Origin of the sequence: Paramagnetospirillum magnetotacticum MS-1, from assembly GCF_000829825.1 — a bacterium.
GTDB classification, from domain to species: Bacteria; Pseudomonadota; Alphaproteobacteria; order Rhodospirillales; family Magnetospirillaceae; genus Phaeospirillum; species Phaeospirillum magnetotacticum.
This window is the reverse complement of record NZ_JXSL01000030.1, coordinates 220,179-236,876: the sequence shown is the minus strand read 5'-3', so window position 1 is coordinate 236,876 and position 16,698 is coordinate 220,179. Positions and strand designations below refer to the sequence as shown.

14 protein-coding genes are annotated in these 16,698 nt (G+C 64.5%); 7 read left to right on the top strand and 7 right to left on the bottom strand.

Going from position 1 to position 16,698, the window contains the following annotated elements:
- Window positions 1–31: 31 nt before the first annotated feature.
- The 5 genes from CCC_RS13630 to CCC_RS13610 are packed head-to-tail and all read right to left on the bottom strand — an operon-like array spanning window position 32 to window position 6,787.
- On the bottom strand, window positions 32–2,170 hold the full coding sequence (locus CCC_RS13630; RefSeq protein ID WP_009871095.1) for a PPE-repeat proteins: 2,139 nt from the start codon (window positions 2,168–2,170) through the stop codon (window positions 32–34).
- A 12-nt stretch (window positions 2,171–2,182) separates the two neighbouring features.
- On the bottom strand, window positions 2,183–4,759 hold the full coding sequence (flgK, locus tag CCC_RS13625; RefSeq protein WP_009871096.1) for a flagellar hook-associated protein FlgK: 2,577 nt from the start codon (window positions 4,757–4,759) through the stop codon (window positions 2,183–2,185).
- A gap of 27 nt (window positions 4,760–4,786) precedes the next feature.
- The gene (locus CCC_RS13620) at window positions 4,787–5,287 is read right to left on the bottom strand and encodes a flagellar protein FlgN (RefSeq protein ID WP_009871097.1); all 501 of its coding nucleotides are present in this window, start codon (window positions 5,285–5,287) and stop codon (window positions 4,787–4,789) included.
- Between the two features lies 1 nt (window position 5,288).
- On the bottom strand, window positions 5,289–5,612 hold the full coding sequence (locus tag CCC_RS13615; RefSeq protein WP_009871098.1) for a rod-binding protein: 324 nt from the start codon (window positions 5,610–5,612) through the stop codon (window positions 5,289–5,291).
- Window positions 5,612–6,787: a flagellar basal body P-ring protein FlgI gene (locus tag CCC_RS13610; protein ID WP_009871099.1), complete on the bottom strand. Its 1,176-nt coding sequence runs from the start codon at window positions 6,785–6,787 to the stop codon at window positions 5,612–5,614. Before CCC_RS13610 ends, CCC_RS13615 begins: the two co-directional genes overlap by 1 nt.
- A gap of 238 nt (window positions 6,788–7,025) precedes the next feature.
- Between CCC_RS13610 and CCC_RS13605 the strand changes: the two genes are divergently transcribed.
- The 4 genes from CCC_RS13605 to CCC_RS13590 all read left to right on the top strand — a co-directional run bounded on the left by CCC_RS13605 (window position 7,026) and on the right by CCC_RS13590 (window position 9,696).
- The gene (locus tag CCC_RS13605) at window positions 7,026–7,457 is read left to right on the top strand and encodes a flagellar assembly protein FliX (protein ID WP_041041857.1); all 432 of its coding nucleotides are present in this window, start codon (window positions 7,026–7,028) and stop codon (window positions 7,455–7,457) included.
- A gap of 128 nt (window positions 7,458–7,585) precedes the next feature.
- Window positions 7,586–8,002, top strand: a complete 417-nt coding sequence (dksA, locus tag CCC_RS13600; RefSeq protein WP_009871101.1) for an RNA polymerase-binding protein DksA — start codon at window positions 7,586–7,588, stop codon at window positions 8,000–8,002.
- Window positions 8,003–8,139: 137 nt separating this feature from the next.
- A complete protein-coding gene (locus CCC_RS22955) occupies window positions 8,140–9,192 on the top strand; it encodes a cache domain-containing protein (RefSeq protein WP_009871102.1) in 1,053 nt (350 codons plus the stop codon).
- 54 nt (window positions 9,193–9,246) lie between these two features.
- On the top strand, window positions 9,247–9,696 hold the full coding sequence (locus tag CCC_RS13590) for an EamA family transporter (protein ID WP_322097197.1): 450 nt from the start codon (window positions 9,247–9,249) through the stop codon (window positions 9,694–9,696).
- On the opposite strand, the gene CCC_RS13585 is transcribed toward CCC_RS13590, so the two are convergent.
- Window positions 9,686–10,486 carry a division plane positioning ATPase MipZ gene (locus CCC_RS13585; RefSeq protein WP_009871104.1) on the bottom strand — a complete coding sequence of 267 codons (801 nt, stop codon included), beginning with the start codon at window positions 10,484–10,486 and terminating at the stop codon, window positions 9,686–9,688. The two genes, CCC_RS13590 and CCC_RS13585, sit on opposite strands and share 11 nt — an antisense overlap.
- Window positions 10,483–12,546: a molybdopterin oxidoreductase family protein gene (locus CCC_RS13580; RefSeq protein WP_009871105.1), complete on the bottom strand. Its 2,064-nt coding sequence runs from the start codon at window positions 12,544–12,546 to the stop codon at window positions 10,483–10,485. The genes CCC_RS13585 and CCC_RS13580 overlap by 4 nt, the downstream gene beginning before the upstream one ends.
- A gap of 124 nt (window positions 12,547–12,670) precedes the next feature.
- Between CCC_RS13580 and CCC_RS13575 the strand changes: the two genes are divergently transcribed.
- From CCC_RS13575 to CCC_RS13565, 3 genes are read left to right on the top strand one after another with little or no spacing between them, the layout of a single operon-like run.
- Window positions 12,671–13,780 carry an NAD(P)/FAD-dependent oxidoreductase gene (locus CCC_RS13575; RefSeq protein ID WP_201773312.1) on the top strand — a complete coding sequence of 370 codons (1,110 nt, stop codon included), beginning with the start codon at window positions 12,671–12,673 and terminating at the stop codon, window positions 13,778–13,780.
- Complete coding sequence (locus CCC_RS13570) at window positions 13,777–14,997, top strand: hypothetical protein (protein ID WP_041041853.1); 1,221 nt, start codon at window positions 13,777–13,779, stop codon at window positions 14,995–14,997. Before CCC_RS13575 ends, CCC_RS13570 begins: the two co-directional genes overlap by 4 nt.
- A gap of 9 nt (window positions 14,998–15,006) precedes the next feature.
- The gene (locus tag CCC_RS13565) at window positions 15,007–16,659 is read left to right on the top strand and encodes an AMP-binding protein (protein WP_041041851.1); all 1,653 of its coding nucleotides are present in this window, start codon (window positions 15,007–15,009) and stop codon (window positions 16,657–16,659) included.
- The last annotated feature ends 39 nt before the right edge of the window (window positions 16,660–16,698 follow it).

Sequence of the window (16,698 nt, the reverse complement as noted above, 5' to 3'; positions counted from 1 at the left end):
GGGGGGCGGGTCGAACGCCGCCCGACCGACCCTACTTCATGTAGTTCAGCAGCGACAGGTTCTTGAGCTGGGCCAGAATCTGGTAGCTGCCCTCAAGGGCCGTCTGGTCGGACAGCATCTTGGTGGCGATCTCGGTCTTGTCCACCTGGGCGATATCGGCCACCCGCTTGCTGAGGAAGCCGATGAACTGGGTGTGCTTCTCGTTCTTGAGCGAGATGGTCTTGCGGGTGCCGTCGAGAAGGCTGGCCACCGATTTTACGTCGCCGGTCTTTTCCTTGCCAAAGGGCGGTGTTCCGGCGGCGGGCGATTCCAGCGCGTCATTGACCAGATACAGGGCCTGGCTGATGCGCTCCTGGTGGGAGTCAAGCCCGCCCGCCGTGCCGAACTGGCCCTGGGCGATCAGGGACAGCGCGCGGATGCCCTTCTCGAAGGCCGGGTCTGAGGCATAGATGCCCACATCCACGGTCCGGTCGATATCCACACGATGCTGCAACTGCAAGGTATCGCCCTTGTACCAGGTGCTGGAATCGATCTTGGTCTTGGTCGACAGGCTCTCGTTGGTGAGGCCGACGCTGGCGATCTCGATGTAATTGCCGTTATTGGCCACCACCTTGTAGACGCCGTCATTGACGCCGGTCGTGCTGCTTGTGGTGATGATGGTGTCGATGGGCGGATAGGGATTGCCACCCTGGTCCTTGAAGCCGTTGGGATCGGTCGAGGTGATGCGCTCGCCCGCGGTGCCGGTGGGGCTGAAGCTCAGCGAGGTGAAGTTGGTGCTGTCGCGGGTGACCGTCGCACCGAGATTGGCGTCGAGGAAGGACATCTTGACGTCGGTGCGTCCGGTCTGCGGCAGAAGCTGGGAGACCCGCGCCCCTTCGGGGTTGATCTCGAAGGATACCGAGGTGGCGGTGGCCGCGGTCACCGTGAATGTGCCGTTATGGCCCGACGTGCCGCCCAGGGTCAGCTGGTCGCCCACATTGATGGCGGCGAAATCGATGGTGGCGCCGGTGGCGGCATTCAGGGTCACGGTGGTCTTGCCGGTGACGGCGGAACTGGTGGAGGTGAAGTTCAGCGTGCCCGCCGTGGCCGGATTGGCCTGGGCGGCGCCGTTCACGCCGAAGGTCAGGGCGGTCGAGGCCACGGATTCATCCTTGGCGACGTCGTAACTGGTCTTGAAATTGACCACGCCGTTCTTGTTGCTGACGACCTCGTAGGCCCCCTCATAGCCCGTGGTGGCCGAGCCGCCCGCCAGTTGCGGCGAGATGGTGAACTTGGACCCGACCGTCATGGCGGACAGGGACCCCGCCGTGTTGGCGGACATGTTCATGGTGCCGTCGGGGGCGAAGGTGAAGTTCAACTGGCCCGTGGCGGTATCGAGGATATTGGTGGGAGTGGTGCCGAAGCTGATGACGTTGGTGGTGCTGTTGCCTTCGGCCAGCGGGGTCCCGGCGATGTTGCACATGGCCTTGGACTTGACGGTGAAGTCGCCGTTATTGGGGGGCTGGGCCGTGCTTTCCGACACCGTGATACGCGATCCGGCATAGACGTTCTTGAACGCATCGGCCTTGGCCGGGGTGATCACGCCGTTGGTGCCGTTGAAGCTCATGGCCGTGGCTTCCAGCTTGGAGATGGAAACCTCTTGGAGATTGGCGTTGCGGGTGGTCGATACCGTGTTGATGGAGCCGTCGTACAGGCTCTGGAACTCGGTGAGGCTACCGGCAGGCAACTGAATCGGCACGTCCGAGACGCGGCCGCCCGAGAACAGGTACTGGCCATTGACATTGGTGCCCAGGTCGGCGGCGATGCTTTGCAGGGTCTGGAAGGCGGTGTTCTGGATGGATTTGATGTTCTGTTCGTTCTTGGGATTGTTCTGGCGGAAGGATTGCAGCGAGTCGCGGAAGATGGTCAGAGTCTTCTTGACCCCGGCGATGGCGGTGGTCGCCGCTTCCAGCTTGGTGTTCCACACATTGTTGTTGTCGATGAAGCGCTGGGCGATGGCCTGTTCGTTCTGGAAGTTGATGACCGTGTTGGTGCCCGACGCGATGCCGTCGTAGGACTGCGCTTTCAGGCCGCTGGTCACCTGGACCTGCTCGGTCTGGACCCGGGTCTGGATGTCCAAGATGCGGTTGACGAAGGCGGTATTGGCGCCGAGCGTGCCGATGCGTGTCATGACCGGCCTCCCTTACTTCACGATATTGACGAGGACATCCAGCATTTCCTGCAGCGTCGAGATGACCTTGGCCGACGCGGAATAGGCCTGCTGGAAGTTGATCATATTGGCGACTTCTTCGTCCAGGTTCACGCCGCTGGTCGAAGCGTATTGCTTGTCGAGCGCCTGGCCCAGTGTGGTCTGGTAATCCTGGCGGTCCTTGGAATGGGCCGCGTCGGTGGAGACCTGGGCGATGGAGGCGGCGGCATGTTCGGCGAAGTTGTAGCTGCCGGCATAAAGGCTGCCCGCCGTGGCCATGTTCGTCTTGGTCGACATGGCGGCGCCCAGCGCCAGGGCGGTGGTGTTGTCGCCCTCGGACAGGTAGTACTTGCCCAGATCGCTGTTGTACTGCATGGCGCCGCGGCTGACCTTGGCGGGCGAACCCTGAATATCCTCACGGACCTGGGTGGTGCCCGCCTTGCGGCTCGATGCGGTGTGCATCTTGAGTTCGGTGATGAAGCTGCCAGCCGGGGTCAGGGTGTCGGGGGTGGCCCCCAGATACAGTTCCCGGTCCGAAGTCTGACGGATGCGCAGGCGATAGCCGGACCCTTCGGGAATGACCGAGGCCTCGACCATCTGCGAGGGCTGCATGCCCAGATAGGATTTGAGGTTCGAGACGCCGATGGCGCCGCCATTGACTTCGATATTCAGCGGCACGCCGCGATTGTCCCAGATACGCAGCCCATAGGCGTTCGGACCGATCTGCACGGCCTTCGCCTGGGCCGAGGAACCCTTGGCGTTGATGGCGTCGGCGATATCCTTCAGCGTCATGGTCGCCGCACCGAAGGTGACCTGGGCGATGGTGCCGTTGGCATCGGTGATGCTGATGGAGGAGGTGCTGGTCGTGGTCAGCGAAGACGAGGACAGGATGGCGGATTCGTTGGTCTGGGTCTGGGTGTTGATCTTGGCGGCGATGTCGTACAAGGACGAGCCCGCCGCCATGCTGATGGTGTTGCCGATCGTGCCGGTGGGGTCGGACAGGGTGAAGCTGCGGGCCGCGCCCAAGGTGAAGTCCTTGGCGACCACATCCGAGTCCTGGATGGAATCGGGAACCTTGGCGGTGAAGAAGTCGTTGAGACCGAAGAAGTTGGAAAAACCCGCCACCTGCTTGTCGGCCTTGTTGTCGCCGTCCACGTCGAAATTGATGCGGGCGTCGGTGGTGCTTGAGCCGTTGGCGGTGGCCGTCTGGTCGCGGAAGGCCAGGGTCACGCTCGGATCGCCGCTATCGATGACCATGGTGCCGGTATCCACCGAGGCGCTGGCCGCGGTCATGATGTTGCCCTGATAGCTTTGCTGCCGCATCCAGCTTTGGATCTTGGCGGCGACGTCGGTCATCTTGACGCCCAACGTGGTGGCGCTGTCTGACATGTCCAGCGCCGTGGCCGCGCCCGCGGCGTCGGTATAGCTGGTGCTGCTCATGATGGTGCGCAGTGTGGTCGAGGCGATCTGGTTGCCGCTGGAGTCGAACATGGCGATGGTGGTGTCGTCATTGCCCGTATACCAGATGTGCTGCGGGTTCGAACCGTTCAGAGCCGTGTTGTTGGGGTTCTGCAGCTGGCGGGTGCCCACCATCTTGGAGTTCTGGGTGGGGAAGATGGTTCCGCGGTTGTGGACCTGATTGACGGCATCCTTCAGCTTGGACGCCACTTCGTCGATCTGGGCCTGGAGATTGGGAACGATGGTGTCGCGGATATCAAGCAGGGCGCGGACCTCGCCGTCATTGATATCGGCATTGATGTCAGGCGCGTCGCTGGTGCTGAGCGTCAACTTGTTGAAATTGCCGCCAGCCGCGGTCATCCAGGAATCGGTGATGGTGGTGGCCACATGGCTCATGACGGCGGGGCCCTTGTCCACTAGGGTCTTGCCGCTCTTGGTGTAGACGCCCATGGCGCCGTCGCCGCGCTCGAAATACTGGATGTCCATGTATTTGGAAAGGGCGGTCAGGGCGGTGTCGCGCTTGTCCTGCAAATCGCCGATATCGCCGCCGATGGCGTTGTTGCGCACGATCTTCTGATTGAGATCGAAGATGTCGGAGAGCTGGTTGTTGATCAGCCCCGTCGTGTCGTGCAGCGCGCGGTCGGCTTCCAGACGCAGATTCTGCATCTGGGAGGTCATCTCGTTGAACTTGTCCGTCATGTCCTTGGCGGTCTGGACCGTGGCGGACTGGAAGGCGGGGGTATTGACCTGGGTGGCCAGGGTCTCGAAGGACGCCTGCAGGGTTTCGATCTGGTGCGAGATGGAGGTGGAGCTGCCCACCGTGCCGAACATGTCCTCCAGGCGGGGATAGTAGGTCTGGGTGACGTCCAGCGCGCCCTGGGTCGAGGTCTGGCGCCGGATGTCGCGCATCAAGCCTTCGTCCACATTGCGGGTCAGCGCGCCCTGCTGGACGCCTGCGCCCACACCCGCGACCACCCGCGACTCCGGGGTCATCTGCTTGCGGACATATCCCTTCGTGTTGACGTTGACCACGTTCTGGGAAATGACGTCCAGGCCCTTCTGATTGGTCAGAAGGCCGGAAACCGCCGTATTGAGTCCGAGGGTAAGGGACATGATTTCTCTTCCCCGCCTTATCCGGCGTTACAGAGCTTTGTTGAAAGACAGCGATCCGCCGGGCCCGGCATTGGCGTCGAAGATGCCAGCCTTGCCATAGGCGGTGGTGCTGATGACGTTCTTTTTGGCGGCGTCGACCATGATGTCCATCACCCGCTGATAGGCTTCCATCTCGGCCTTGAGGCGTCGGGCATTGGTCTCGACCAGTTCGTTCAGCCGGGTGCCCACGGCCACCAGCATCTCGCGGCGGTCTTCGTCCAGCAGGGCGGCCAGGTCGGGCTCGTCCATCAGGGGCTGAACCGACTGTTCGTAAAGCCGGGCCAGGGAGGCCTTGTTGTCGGCCAGCAGGCGCACCGTCTCCGGGTCGTGGGTCAGCAGGGCTTCGTTCTCGATGTCGAGCAGGTCGCACAGATTGGAGCAGGCGAACAGCAGGTCGTCATACCAGAACAGTTCGGCCTCGGCCTGAGCGCGGGCGAGTTCATCGTCGTCCAGAAGCTCGTGGTCGTGGAAATCGAGATCGTCGGTCATGTCACTGCACCTCCTGATGGCTCAGCAGCATTTTCTGGACGGCGGCGCCGATCCCGATGCCATTGCCTTTGTTGGCGACCATTTTGCCGTATTCATCGACCAGCAGGGACCGGAACATCTCCTCGCCGTTGCCGCCGCCGAAGATTCCGTCGGCTTTGATGCCCTCGAACATATGGGTGATCATCTGGCTCATGAACATGGCCTCGAACTGGCGGCCCGCTTTGGCGGCCTTGGCGGTGTCCTTGGTGCTGGCCATGGGCATCTTCATGCCGGGCATGCCGTTATCGGTGTAAGGCGTGGCGGCCATGGAGGGAAGAAGGCTCATCACAGCACCTCCAGCTCGGCCTGCAGCGCACCCGCCGCCTTGATGGCCTGAAGGATGACGATCAGATCGCGCGGGCCGATGCCAAGGCTGTTCAGGCCCTCGACCAGTTCCTGCAAGGTGACCTTGTGGGGAACCACGGCCAGCTTGTTGCCCGCGCCCTCGTCCACCTGGATGTCGGTGCGCTGCACGGTGGTGGTGGTGCCCGCGTCGGAGAAGGGCGAAGGCTGCGACACCTGCGGCGTCTCGGTGATGCGGATGGTGAGCTGGCCCTGGGCGATGGCGACGGTGCTGATGCGCACATTCTCGCCCATGACGATGGTGCCCGAGACCTCGTCGATGACAACACGGGCCATCTGGTCGGGCTCGACGCGCAGTTGCTCCACATCGGTCAGCAGGCCGACCACATTGCCACGATAGCCTGGGGGAACGGTGATCTGCACCGTGCCGGGGTCCACGGGCCGCGCCATGTCGCCGCCCAGGAAGGAATTGACCGCCTGGGCGATGCGGCGCGACGTGGTGAAGTCGGGATTGCGGAGCGATACCTTGACCGATTCAAGATGCGACATCTCGAAGGGCAATTCACGCTCGACGATGGCCCCGTTGGCGATGCGGCCCGCAGTGGGCACGCCCTTGGTGACGGAAGAGCCCGAGGCGCCCGAGGCGGTGAAGCCGCCGGTGGCCACCTGGCCCTGACCCACGGCATAGACCTCGCCATCGGCGCCGATCAGCGGGGTGACCAGAAGGGTACCGCCGCGCAGATCCTTGGCATCGCCCATGGCCGAGACATTGGTGTCGATGCGGGTGCCCTGGCGGGCGAAGGGCGGCAGGACGGCGGTGACCATGACGGCGGCCACGTTCTTGGGGCTGACCGAGGTGATGGCGCCGGTCTTGTCGCGGATATTGACGCCCAGACGCTCCAGCATGCCGGTCAGGCTTTCCTTGGTGAACGGCGCGTTGGTGAGCGAGTCGCCCGTGCCGTTGAGACCGACCACCAGGCCGTAGCCCACCAGCATATTGTCGCGGACCCCTTCGAAATCGGCGATGTCCTTGATGCGCGACGCTCCGAAGGCGTCGGCGGGCATCAGGCCCAGCGTCGCAGCCAGCAGAGAGGCGGCCAGCAGCAGAGCGCGGATCGGTTCGGCGGCGAAAAGGGCTCGGCGGGCAAAGGGCTTCATGGCGGTTTCTTCCCAAACGAACGGGTCATGGGTCTTGCAGGCCAGTCCTTGCGAAACCTGTGCCAAAGAAAAAGTTCAATAAAAACAGTGCGATGTCATGTTTTCCTGAGGCGGAAGGGCTGTTTTCGCCGGGTGCGAAGGGCGTTCTTGCCCGGCAAAACCTGCCCAGTTGACCGAAGGCGCAGGCTCTGGCGAAATACGCCTGTCGCGTTCCGGTCCAACCGGGTAGAGTCAAGGCATGAAAATTTCAGGCGTGGGCTCCAAGGGTGCCGTCTCCGGTACCAAGAAGTCCGAAAGTGCAGGCGCCAAGGGCGGGTTCAAAAAAGCTCTCATCGAATCCATGGATTCGATGGAGGAGGCGCATGCCGTCGAGGCCCCCATGGGCATGGCCGGCATCGATGCCCTTCTGGTGGTGCAGCAGGTGGATAATTCCGTCGAGCGCGAGGCCCGGCGCCGTCTGGTGCGCCGGGGCGAGGAATTGCTGGACGGTCTGGAAGAACTGCGCCACGGCCTGCTGATGGGCGAAATTCCCGCCAACCGCATGGTGAGTCTGGCCCAGAACGTGCGGACCCGGCGCGAGAACTGCGCCGATCCCCGTCTTGCCGCCATCCTTGACGAAATCGAACTTCGCGTCGAAGTCGAACTGGCCAAACTGTCGCCGCGCGGCTGAATTTCCTGTTCTCATGCAAATTTACTCTTCGGCGGGGCTGTCCGATGCAAGACGGCCCTTGCGAGGGTGCGCCCCTATCCATATATTGCGCTGCGACTTGAACCCCGATCAGGAATTCGAGGGATCGTATGACCGTCATGTTGCCGCCGGACTATATTCCGTCCGAGGACGAGCCCTTCATGAACGACACCATGAGGGAGTATTTCCGCCAGAAGCTGCTGCGGTGGCGGGCGGAGCTCCTGCGGGAATCCGACGAGACGTTGCAGCATCTCCAGGAAGGCGGGATGCAGGAGCCCGATATCGCCGACCGCGCCTCGGCCGAGGCCGACCGCGCCCTTGAATTGCGGACCCGTGATCGCGAGCGCAAGCTGATCTCCAAGATCGACGCCGCCATCGGTCGCGTCGCCGACGGTTCCTACGGCTATTGCGAGGAAACGGGCGAGCCCATCAGCATCCGCCGGTTGGAGGCGCGGCCCATCGCCACCCTGTCCATCGAGGCGCAGGAGCGCCATGAGCGTCTGGAGCGGACGCACCGCGAGGACTAGTTTATCTCGGACATAAGTATGGTTGCTGATGCCCCGCCCTTGGCGGGGCATTTTTTGTTGGTATTCCCTGCGGCAAGTGCCTAAAAAAGAAGCGCGATAGAGCAAGTGATAAAAATTTAGGCAATTGTGGAGGAATCATGGCCGAGCCCGAGCAGATCCTGGAACTGACCCAGGCGGTACACACGGTTGCCAATGACAAGATCAGCGAGATCAAGAAGGTGACGGGCACCACCCGCATCCTGTCGCTGAACGCCTTGATCGAGGCCGCGCGGGCGGGAGAGTTGGGGCGCGGCTTCGCCGTGGTCGCCAACGAGGTGAAGAACGTTTCGGACAATATCAACACCATCACCCAGTCGCTGGAAGGTGAGCTATCGTCTTCCATCAACGACCTGATGAATCTCGGCCAGGTGATGGTCAAGCAATTGCGCGGCTCGCGTCTGGCCGATCTGGCGCTCAACATGATCGAGATCATCGACCGCAACCTCTATGAGCGTTCCTGCGATGTGCGCTGGTGGGCCACCGATTCCGCCGTGGTGGACTGTCTGGCGGGGGACTCGGCCGAGGCGGCCAATTTCGCCTGCAAGCGCCTGGGCGTCATTCTCGATTCCTATACGGTCTATCTCGATCTGTGGATCGCCGATGCCGAGGGCCGGGTGGTGGCTTCGGGCCGTCCCAACCGCTATCCCCGCGCCATCGGGTCCAGTGTGGCGGGCGAGTCGTGGTTCAGGGACGCCATGGCCACCCGTGACGGTGGGGAATACGCGGTGGCCGATATTTCCACCAATTCCCAATTGGAGGGTGCCCAGGTGGCCACCTACAGCGCCGCCATCCGCGAAGGCGGCGACAATAACGGCCGGGTGATCGGCGCGCTGGGGATCTTCTTCGATTGGCAGGCCCAGGCCGAGACGGTGGTCAAGGGCGTGCGCCTGCGCGAGGAGGAGAAGGCAGGGACGCGATGTCTGCTGCTGGATCAGGACCATCGGGTGATCGCCTCCTCGGACGGGGTGGGCGTGCTGACCGAGACGCTGCCGCTGGACACCAGATCGGGGCCGGTTGGGTCCTATGTGGACGACCACGGCACGGTGACCGGGTATAGCCTGACTCCGGGCTACGAGACCTATGAGGGGCTGGGCTGGTATGGCGTGATCATTCAGCATCCCAAGGGGGCAGTGACGGTCAAGCCTCATTGAGCCGTGGGAGAGGCCGGGCCTTTCAGGCTATGATGGGGCTTTGACGGCAACCCCATGAGGTCGCGGATGGGCTCGGTATCGCCATGGCTTGGCTGGGCGCTGTTATCGGCGGTCTTTGCCGCCATGACGGCCATATTCGCCAAGGCCGGTCTGAGCGCTGGCATCGAGTCCGACATGGCGACCTTGCTGCGCACCGGGGTGATCCTGGTGGTGCTGGCCCTGTTCGTGGCTGCTACGGGCAAATGGAGCGATCCCACCCTGATCGCGCCCCAGGCCTGGAGCTTCATCACCCTGTCGGCCCTGGCGACGGGGGCGTCCTGGGTGTGCTATTTCCGCGCGCTGAAACTGGGCGAGGCCTCGAAGGTCGCGCCCATCGACAAGCTGAGCGTGGTGCTGGTGGCCCTCTTCGCCGTCCTGTTCCTGGGCGAGCGCCCCTCGCTTCGCGATTGGAGCGGCATCGCCCTGATCGCCAGCGGTGTTCTGCTCCTGGCGCTTAAGCGGTAGCGGGCAGCCCCAATCCGATGGCGTCCACCAGGGTGCGCAACTCCTGGCGCGCCGCTACATGGCTCATGTTGAAGTCGAAGCCGAGCGGCTTCTTCTTCAGATCGACCAGGGTCAGGCCTTCCAGGAACATGGAGCGGTAGATCACCCGCTCGCCCAGGCCGGGAATGACGCGGAAACCAACGCGCTTGGACAATTCGGCCAGCAGCTTTTCCATGTCGCGCTTGTTGCGCGCGTCCAGATTGGACAGGCGGTTTCTCAGCACGATCCAGTCCACCACCGCCTTCTCGCCCCGCATGGCGCGGGTCTTCTTGGTCTCCCAAACCATTTCGGCATAATGGCTGGGGCGGCGGATCTTCATGGTGCCGGGCTCCACCAGGGCCAGAACGTCCAGATCCACCAGGGAATCGTTCAGGGGCGTCACCAGAGTGTCGGCGAAGGAATGGCCCAGGCGTGACATGGGGTGGTCGGAACCGGGCGTGTCGATCACCACCACGTCGTGGCGGGCGGCAAAGTCCTTGAATACCTCGTCCAGCCGGGCGCAATCGGCCTGGGCGTCGCCGCTGGGCGGAATGGGGATGTGCTCAGGGATCGGCAGGTTCAACTCGGCCCTGTCCTGGCGGGCGGCACGGTTGCCGATATAGCGCGACAGGGTGGCCTGGCGGGCGTCGATATCGATGCTGCCCACCGACAATCCCTTGTCCAGCAGGCTGACGATCAGATGCATGGAGATGGTGGACTTGCCTGTGCCGCCCTTCTCATTGCCGACGACGATGACATGGGCCTTTTTCATGACGGTTCCACCTGTTTCAGCCAGACCTTGGTGTCGTGAAAGACGGCGCCGCCGCCGGGCAGGGCGGGTTCGGCGCTGGTGAGGTGATTGACGCCCTTGCCGCCCGCGAAGAATTCACTGGGCCAGATGCCTTCCACCGCCACCACGCCACGCGCGATGCCGCTGGTCGGCTTCACGTGCACGATGATCTCGGCCTTGGCATTGCCGATGGCCACCAGATCACCCTCGGCCAGCCCCAATGCGGCGCAGTCACCCGTATGGACCAGGGCGGTGGGCCGCCCGGCCTGGGTCCGCGAGGTGGGCATCTCGGTGAAGCTGGTATTGAGGAAATGCCGCGACGGCGGCGTGATCAGGCGGAAGGGATGGGCCTCGTCCGCCTCATCGGTGACGGCCAGATGATCGGGCAGTTCGGGCAGTCCCTCCATGCCCCATTCGGGGGCGAAGCGGAAGCGCCCATCCTCGTGGCCGAAGCCCGACAGGAAATGGGCATCCTCGAACACTTTGGCGCAGTCGAGACCGCCCAGAACATGCAACTCGTCGGCGCCCGGCAGGTCCGAGGCCACCAGTACCTGATCGATCATCTCCCACGCGTCCATCTCGAAACCGGGATGGATTGCGCCTAAGCGCAAGGCCAGATCGGCGATCATCCGGTGATTGGCGCGGCTCTCGCCCACCGGCGCAATCACCGGCTTGGCCACCTGCAGGAAGGTGTGGCCGTAGCTGGTGTAAAGATCGGCGTGTTCCATGCTGGTAGTGGCGGGCAGCACGATGTCGGCGAAGCGCGCCGTCTCGGTCATGAACTGCTCGTGCACGGCCAGGAACAGGTCGTCGCGGGCCAGCCCCTGGCGCACCAGAGTACTGTCGGGGGCCACATCCGCCGGATTGGAGTTCTGGACTAGCATGGCGGTCACAGGCGGGCCGCCCGCCAGATCCCTGGGGTCATGGGTCAGCACCGGGCCGATGCGGCTCATATCCAGAATGCGGACCTTGGGCGCGGGCACATCGAGGCCGTCGAGCAAGCTGCGTTTGAGGTCGAAGACGCCGCCCATGCTCTGGACCGCGCCGCCGCCTTTATACTGCCACGCACCGGAAACGGCGGGCAGGCAGCTGACGGCGTGCAGATTGACCGAACCATTGCGCGAGCGCGAATAGCCATAGCCCGACCGCAAATAGGAGCGCTTGGTCGATCCGTAAAGCCGCGCGAAGGCCTCGATCTCGTCTGCCGACAGGCCGGTGATGGCGGCGGCCCATTGGGGCGTGCGGCTTTCCAGGTGACGCTCCAGCCGCTCGGGGCAGTCGGTGTAGCGGGCCATATAGGCGCGGTCGGCCAATCCGTCTCTGAACATCACATGCATCATGGCGCAAGCCAGGGCGCCGTCGGTGCCGGGACGCAGGCTGAGATGCTGGTCGGCCTTCTCGGCGGTGGGGGTGCGGTAGGGATCGACCACCACCAGCTTTGCGCCCCGCGCTTTGCGCGCCTGACTGATCAGCCCCATGAGATGCACCTGGGTGGCGGCCGGATTGGCGCCCCAGATGACGATCAGGTCGCTTTCAGGAATTTCGCGCGGGTCGACGCCCCATTTGGCGCCGGTTCCCGCCATCCAGCCAGTGCCGGCCGCGGTCGAGCAGATGGTCTTGGCCTGTTCCGAATAGCCCATGATGCGGCGCAGGCGGTTGATGGCCGATTGCTGCACATGGCCCATGGTTCCGGCATAGAAATAGGGCCAGACCGTTTGCGGCCCTAGGCTGTTGGCGGCCTGTTTGAAGCGCGCCGCGATCTCGTCCAAGGCCTCGTCCCAGGAGATGGGGGCGAAGCGGCCCTCGCCCTTGGGCCCGACGCGTTTCAGGGGCGTGGTCAGGCGCTCGGGGTGATGGACCCGCTCGGCATAGCGCGCCACCTTGGCGCAGATCACGCCCTCGGTATAGGCCATGTCGCCGCCATGCACCCGGCCGATGCGGCCCGGCTCGGGGATTTCCACCACCAGCGGACAGGCGCTGGGGCAGTCATGGGGGCAGACGGAGAAGGCGGTATTGACGGTCACGGGGCGGGATCCGGTCATGGTGCGTTGCAACGGAGTCTAGCCGGGCCAGGGGGGCGGCGCAACGGCGATGCGCCTTTAACCCTTGACCCTCCGATGCTATTCTCCGCGACATCTAGATGTGTCCTTCACGAGGAAGAACAAGGTGTTGACACAAAGCCCCGCCGAGCGGGTCGATTGCGTGGTGATCGGAGCCGGGGTGGTCGGGCTGGCCGTGGCCCGTGCCTTGGGCCTTGCCGGGCGCGAAGTGATCGTGCTGGAAGCCGAAGGCGCTATCGGCTCAGGGGTCTCATCACGCAATTCCGAGGTGATCCATGCCGGGATGTATTATCCGGCGGGCAGCCTGCGGGCGCGGCTTTGCGCATCCGGCAACCGCATGCTGAGGGATTACGCCGCCAGCCGGGGCGTTTCCCACCAGATGACCGGCAAGCTGATCGTCGCCACCGACGCGGCCGAGGCGGCGCAACTGGACTCCATCTTGGAGAAGGGCCGGGTCAACGGGGTGGAGGGTCTGGTCCGCATCACGGCTGCCCAGGCCCGCGAGATGGAGCCTGATCTCCACTGCGTGGCGGCCCTGCTGTCGCCCGCCACCGGCATCATCGACACCCATGGGCTGATGCTGTCGCTGCTGGGCGAGGTGGAGGCGGCGGGCGGCGCCCTGGCGTTGAAGTCTCCGGTGATCGGCGGCAAGGTCACCGAAGAGGGCATGCGGCTGGATGTGGGCGGGCCAGAGCCCATGGCCCTGCTGGCCCGCAACGTGGTGCTGGCAGCCGGGCTGTCGTCTCCGCGCCTGGGCGCTGCCTTGGGGCTGGCCCATGTGCCGCCCGCTTATTTGTGCAAGGGCAATTACTTCACGCTTTCGGGGCGCACGCCGTTCAAGCGGCTGGTCTATCCCGTGCCGGTGGCTGCCGGATTGGGGGTGCACTTCACCCTGGATCTGGGCGGACGTGGACGCTTCGGCCCCGATGTGGAATGGGTGAATGCAGAGGATTACCGCGTCGATCCGAGGCGGGGAGACTCGTTTTACGCCGCCATCCGCCGCTATTGGCCGGGTCTGGCCGAGGGCGCGCTGGAGCCCGCCTATGCCGGAATCCGCCCCAAGATCACCGCCGAGGGTGAGGCGGCGGCCGATTTCCTGATTCACGGCCCGGCCCAGACGGGGGTGCCCGGTGTTGCTGCGCTCTATGGCATTGAGAGCCCGGGTCTGACATCCTGCCTAGCCATCGCCAGGTATGTGGGGGAGTTGCTGGCATGATGAAACGTCTGATCGCCGTGATGGTGCTGCTCTGCGCCGGGCCATCCGCCTTGGCCGTGGAGCCGCCCCGCGACTTCGTGCCGCCGCCGCCCAGCATGATCCCCAATTTCCGCGAGCAGAGCCGCGATGTGGTCATCGAACTGGGCACCTATGCCAAGAAGCGCAACCCCGCCTTCCAGGTCCTGATGCGTGGCGGCTCGGAACTGCTGGTCAAGGGCGAGCAGGAGATGGACTGGGACGACCTGCACGATCCCACCGGCACCAATTTCATGAAGCGCCTACCCTTGCGCTCGGTGTTCCGGCCGCTGGTCAAGGTGCTGGACGGCATCGTCATGGATGGCCTGTATTGCGGCCCCTATGCCTTCGACAACAAGCCGCTGGACGAGGTGCTGAAGGCGCGGCGCGATCTGGACCTGGAACTGGACGCGGAAAAGAAGCGCGGCATCCACCGTCCGCCGGTGGCGGTGGAGATGGGGCCCTTCAGCAACGATCCAGCCGAGGAACTGCGCAAGTACAATGATCTGAAGCAAAAGCAGGCCCGGGCCGAGATCCAGCGGCGCGAGACCTATGCGCTGGACGCCATCCGCAGCGAGGGCCGCAACGTCCTGGCCATCGAGATGTGCGACAAGCCCGCCGACCGCGACGCCGCCTATAAGGGCGCCATCAGAGACCGGGTCACGCCCTTCGCCAAGATCGGCACCGGCCCGCTGGACGAGACGCCGCGCGCCCATCCCGCCTTCGAGAACGCCAAGGAAATCCTGACCGTCGCCAATGCCCGCAACTGGCTGCCGGTGCTGCGCTCGGACCGCTTCGGCACCAAGGGCAAGTTCGTCGAGGCCATCGCCGAGACCAATTACGACATCGTCTTGGTGGATGTGGCGCACCGGTCGGCCGAATTGCTGGTCAAGGCCGATATCTCGCGCTTGAAATTCAAGAAGCTGGGGCCGCGCCGCCTGGTCATCGCGGTAATGCCTTTGGGCCGCGCCTATGACTGGCGCTGGTACTGGCAGAAGGGCTGGGAGGTGGGCAATCCCGCCTTCCTCTATGCCCTGGACGAAGGGCCAGGCACCTATATCACCGACATGGGCAGCGGCGAGTGGCGCGGCCTGTTGGGCAAGTATCTGGGGGGCATCATGGATCTGGGCTTCGACGGCGTCATGTTCGACGACGTGGGCACGTATCAATGGTTCGAGGAACTGATGCCGCTGGGCGGCTGAGGACGATCCATGCTGACCGCCTGCCGCACCTATGAAGAAGCCTGCCGGACCTTCCGATGGAAGATCCCGGAACGCTACAATCTGGCCTTCGACGTCTGCGACCGCCAGACCATGGGGGGCGCGGACGGGCATCGCACCGCCCTGATCGTCGAAGCCGCCGATGGCGGGATCGAACGCCATACCTTCCATATGTTACGCCTGCTTTCCAACCGGCTGGCCAATGCCCTGGCAGCCTTCGGCGTCGTGCCCGGCGACCGGGTGGCCATGGTGCTGCCCGCCGGATTGGAAGCGGCGGTGACCCTGCTGGCGGTCACCAAGATGGGGGCCGTGCTGGTGCCCGTGCCCTTGTCCCTGGGGGCTGGGCCCCTGGGCTGGCGGCTGGCCGACAGCGGCGCAAGGGTGGCGGTGGTCGATGCTCTGGCGCTTCCCGCCCTGGACCGGGCCCGCCATCGCCTGCCGGACTTGGAGCGGGTGCTGGTTTCGGGGGGCAGCGCGGCGGGGGCGCAGGATCTGTGGTCGGAATTGGAGCGGGCCTCCGATGCCTTCACGCCCCTGGTGACGCCTGCCGACCATCCGGCCTTCATCTTCTATCCCGAGGGTGCCTGCGGCACGCCCGCCGGGGTGATTCATGCCCATCGCGCCATGGCCGGTGGCTTGCCCGCCGTGGAGATGGCCCTCACTTTCTTTCCCCAGTTCGGCGACGTCGTCTGGACCTCGGGCGATTGGATGGGGGCCGAGGCGCTGTTCCGCGCCGTGCTGCCCGCCTGGCATCACGGCGTGCCCGTGGTGGCCCGGCCCGGTCCCTTCGATCCGTCGGAAGCCCTCGACCTGATGAGCCGCCACGGTGTGCGCGCCGCCTATGTGCCAGGCCACCATCTGGGAGCGCTGGCCGAGGCGGCTGCCACGCGGCCCCACGCCATGCCGAGGGCCATTTCCACCGGGCCGGAACCTCTGGACGAGGCCCTGCACGAGCGGGTGATCAAGGTGTTCGGCATTCATGCCAACGAGGCCTGGGGCGTGCTGGAAAGCGGCGCCGTGGCGGCCAATCTGGCTGGGCTGATGGAGTTACGTCCGCCGTCTCCGGGCCGGGCGGCGCCGGGGCTTTCCATCGATGCGGTGGACGAACGCGGGCGGCCCTTGCGGGCGGGGGACCGTGGCATCCTGGCGGTGTCGCCCAATGCGCCGGGCAGCTTTCTCGGTTATTGGGGCGATGGGGCGGGCCAAGCCAAGCGGAGCAATGGCTGGCTGCTGACCGGGCGCACAGGCTTTCGCGATCTCGATCACTATCTGTGGCCCGATCCGCCCTGTCTGCCCGAAGGCGCCATCCTGGTGAAGGGCGAGCCCGTGCGCCCCGAAGAGGTGGAACTGGCGCTGGCTTCCCATCCCGCCGTGGTCGCGGCCGCCGTGGTGGAATGGAGTGCCGGGGAGCTCAAGGCCTTCGTGGTGTCGGGCGGCCGGGCGGGTGAGGCCGCCTTCGCCCGCGAGCTTCAGGGCTGGGTCAGCCGGATGCGCGCCCCTGCCGAGGTGCCGACACGGGTGGAATTCGTCGATGAATTGCCGCGTGCGGTGGATGGGTCCTTGCGGCGTGGCGATTTGCTGGAAGGTCCGATCCGTCTGGACGCGCCCTCCCCCGATGACCGTTGGCCCGGAAAGATCCGCTGATCACTAGGATTTTGTTATCTTTTCGCTGCCATGATTCCC

Coding starts and splice junctions, on each gene's coding strand:
- CCC_RS13570 (WP_041041853.1), top strand. CDS start 13,777: ATGATGAAACGTCTGATCGCCGTGATGGTGCTGCTCTGCGCCGGGCCA.
- CCC_RS13620 (WP_009871097.1), bottom strand. CDS start 5,287: ATGACCGACGATCTCGATTTCCACGACCACGAGCTTCTGGACGACGAT.
- CCC_RS13615 (WP_009871098.1), bottom strand. CDS start 5,612: ATGAGCCTTCTTCCCTCCATGGCCGCCACGCCTTACACCGATAACGGC.
- dksA (WP_009871101.1), top strand. CDS start 7,586: ATGACCGTCATGTTGCCGCCGGACTATATTCCGTCCGAGGACGAGCCC.
- CCC_RS13630 (WP_009871095.1), bottom strand. CDS start 2,170: ATGACACGCATCGGCACGCTCGGCGCCAATACCGCCTTCGTCAACCGC.
- CCC_RS13610 (WP_009871099.1), bottom strand. CDS start 6,787: ATGAAGCCCTTTGCCCGCCGAGCCCTTTTCGCCGCCGAACCGATCCGC.
- CCC_RS13590 (WP_322097197.1), top strand. CDS start 9,247: ATGAGGTCGCGGATGGGCTCGGTATCGCCATGGCTTGGCTGGGCGCTG.
- flgK (WP_009871096.1), bottom strand. CDS start 4,759: ATGTCCCTTACCCTCGGACTCAATACGGCGGTTTCCGGCCTTCTGACC.
- CCC_RS22955 (WP_009871102.1), top strand. CDS start 8,140: ATGGCCGAGCCCGAGCAGATCCTGGAACTGACCCAGGCGGTACACACG.
- CCC_RS13585 (WP_009871104.1), bottom strand. CDS start 10,486: ATGAAAAAGGCCCATGTCATCGTCGTCGGCAATGAGAAGGGCGGCACA.
- CCC_RS13605 (WP_041041857.1), top strand. CDS start 7,026: ATGAAAATTTCAGGCGTGGGCTCCAAGGGTGCCGTCTCCGGTACCAAG.
- CCC_RS13565 (WP_041041851.1), top strand. CDS start 15,007: ATGCTGACCGCCTGCCGCACCTATGAAGAAGCCTGCCGGACCTTCCGA.
- CCC_RS13580 (WP_009871105.1), bottom strand. CDS start 12,546: ATGACCGGATCCCGCCCCGTGACCGTCAATACCGCCTTCTCCGTCTGC.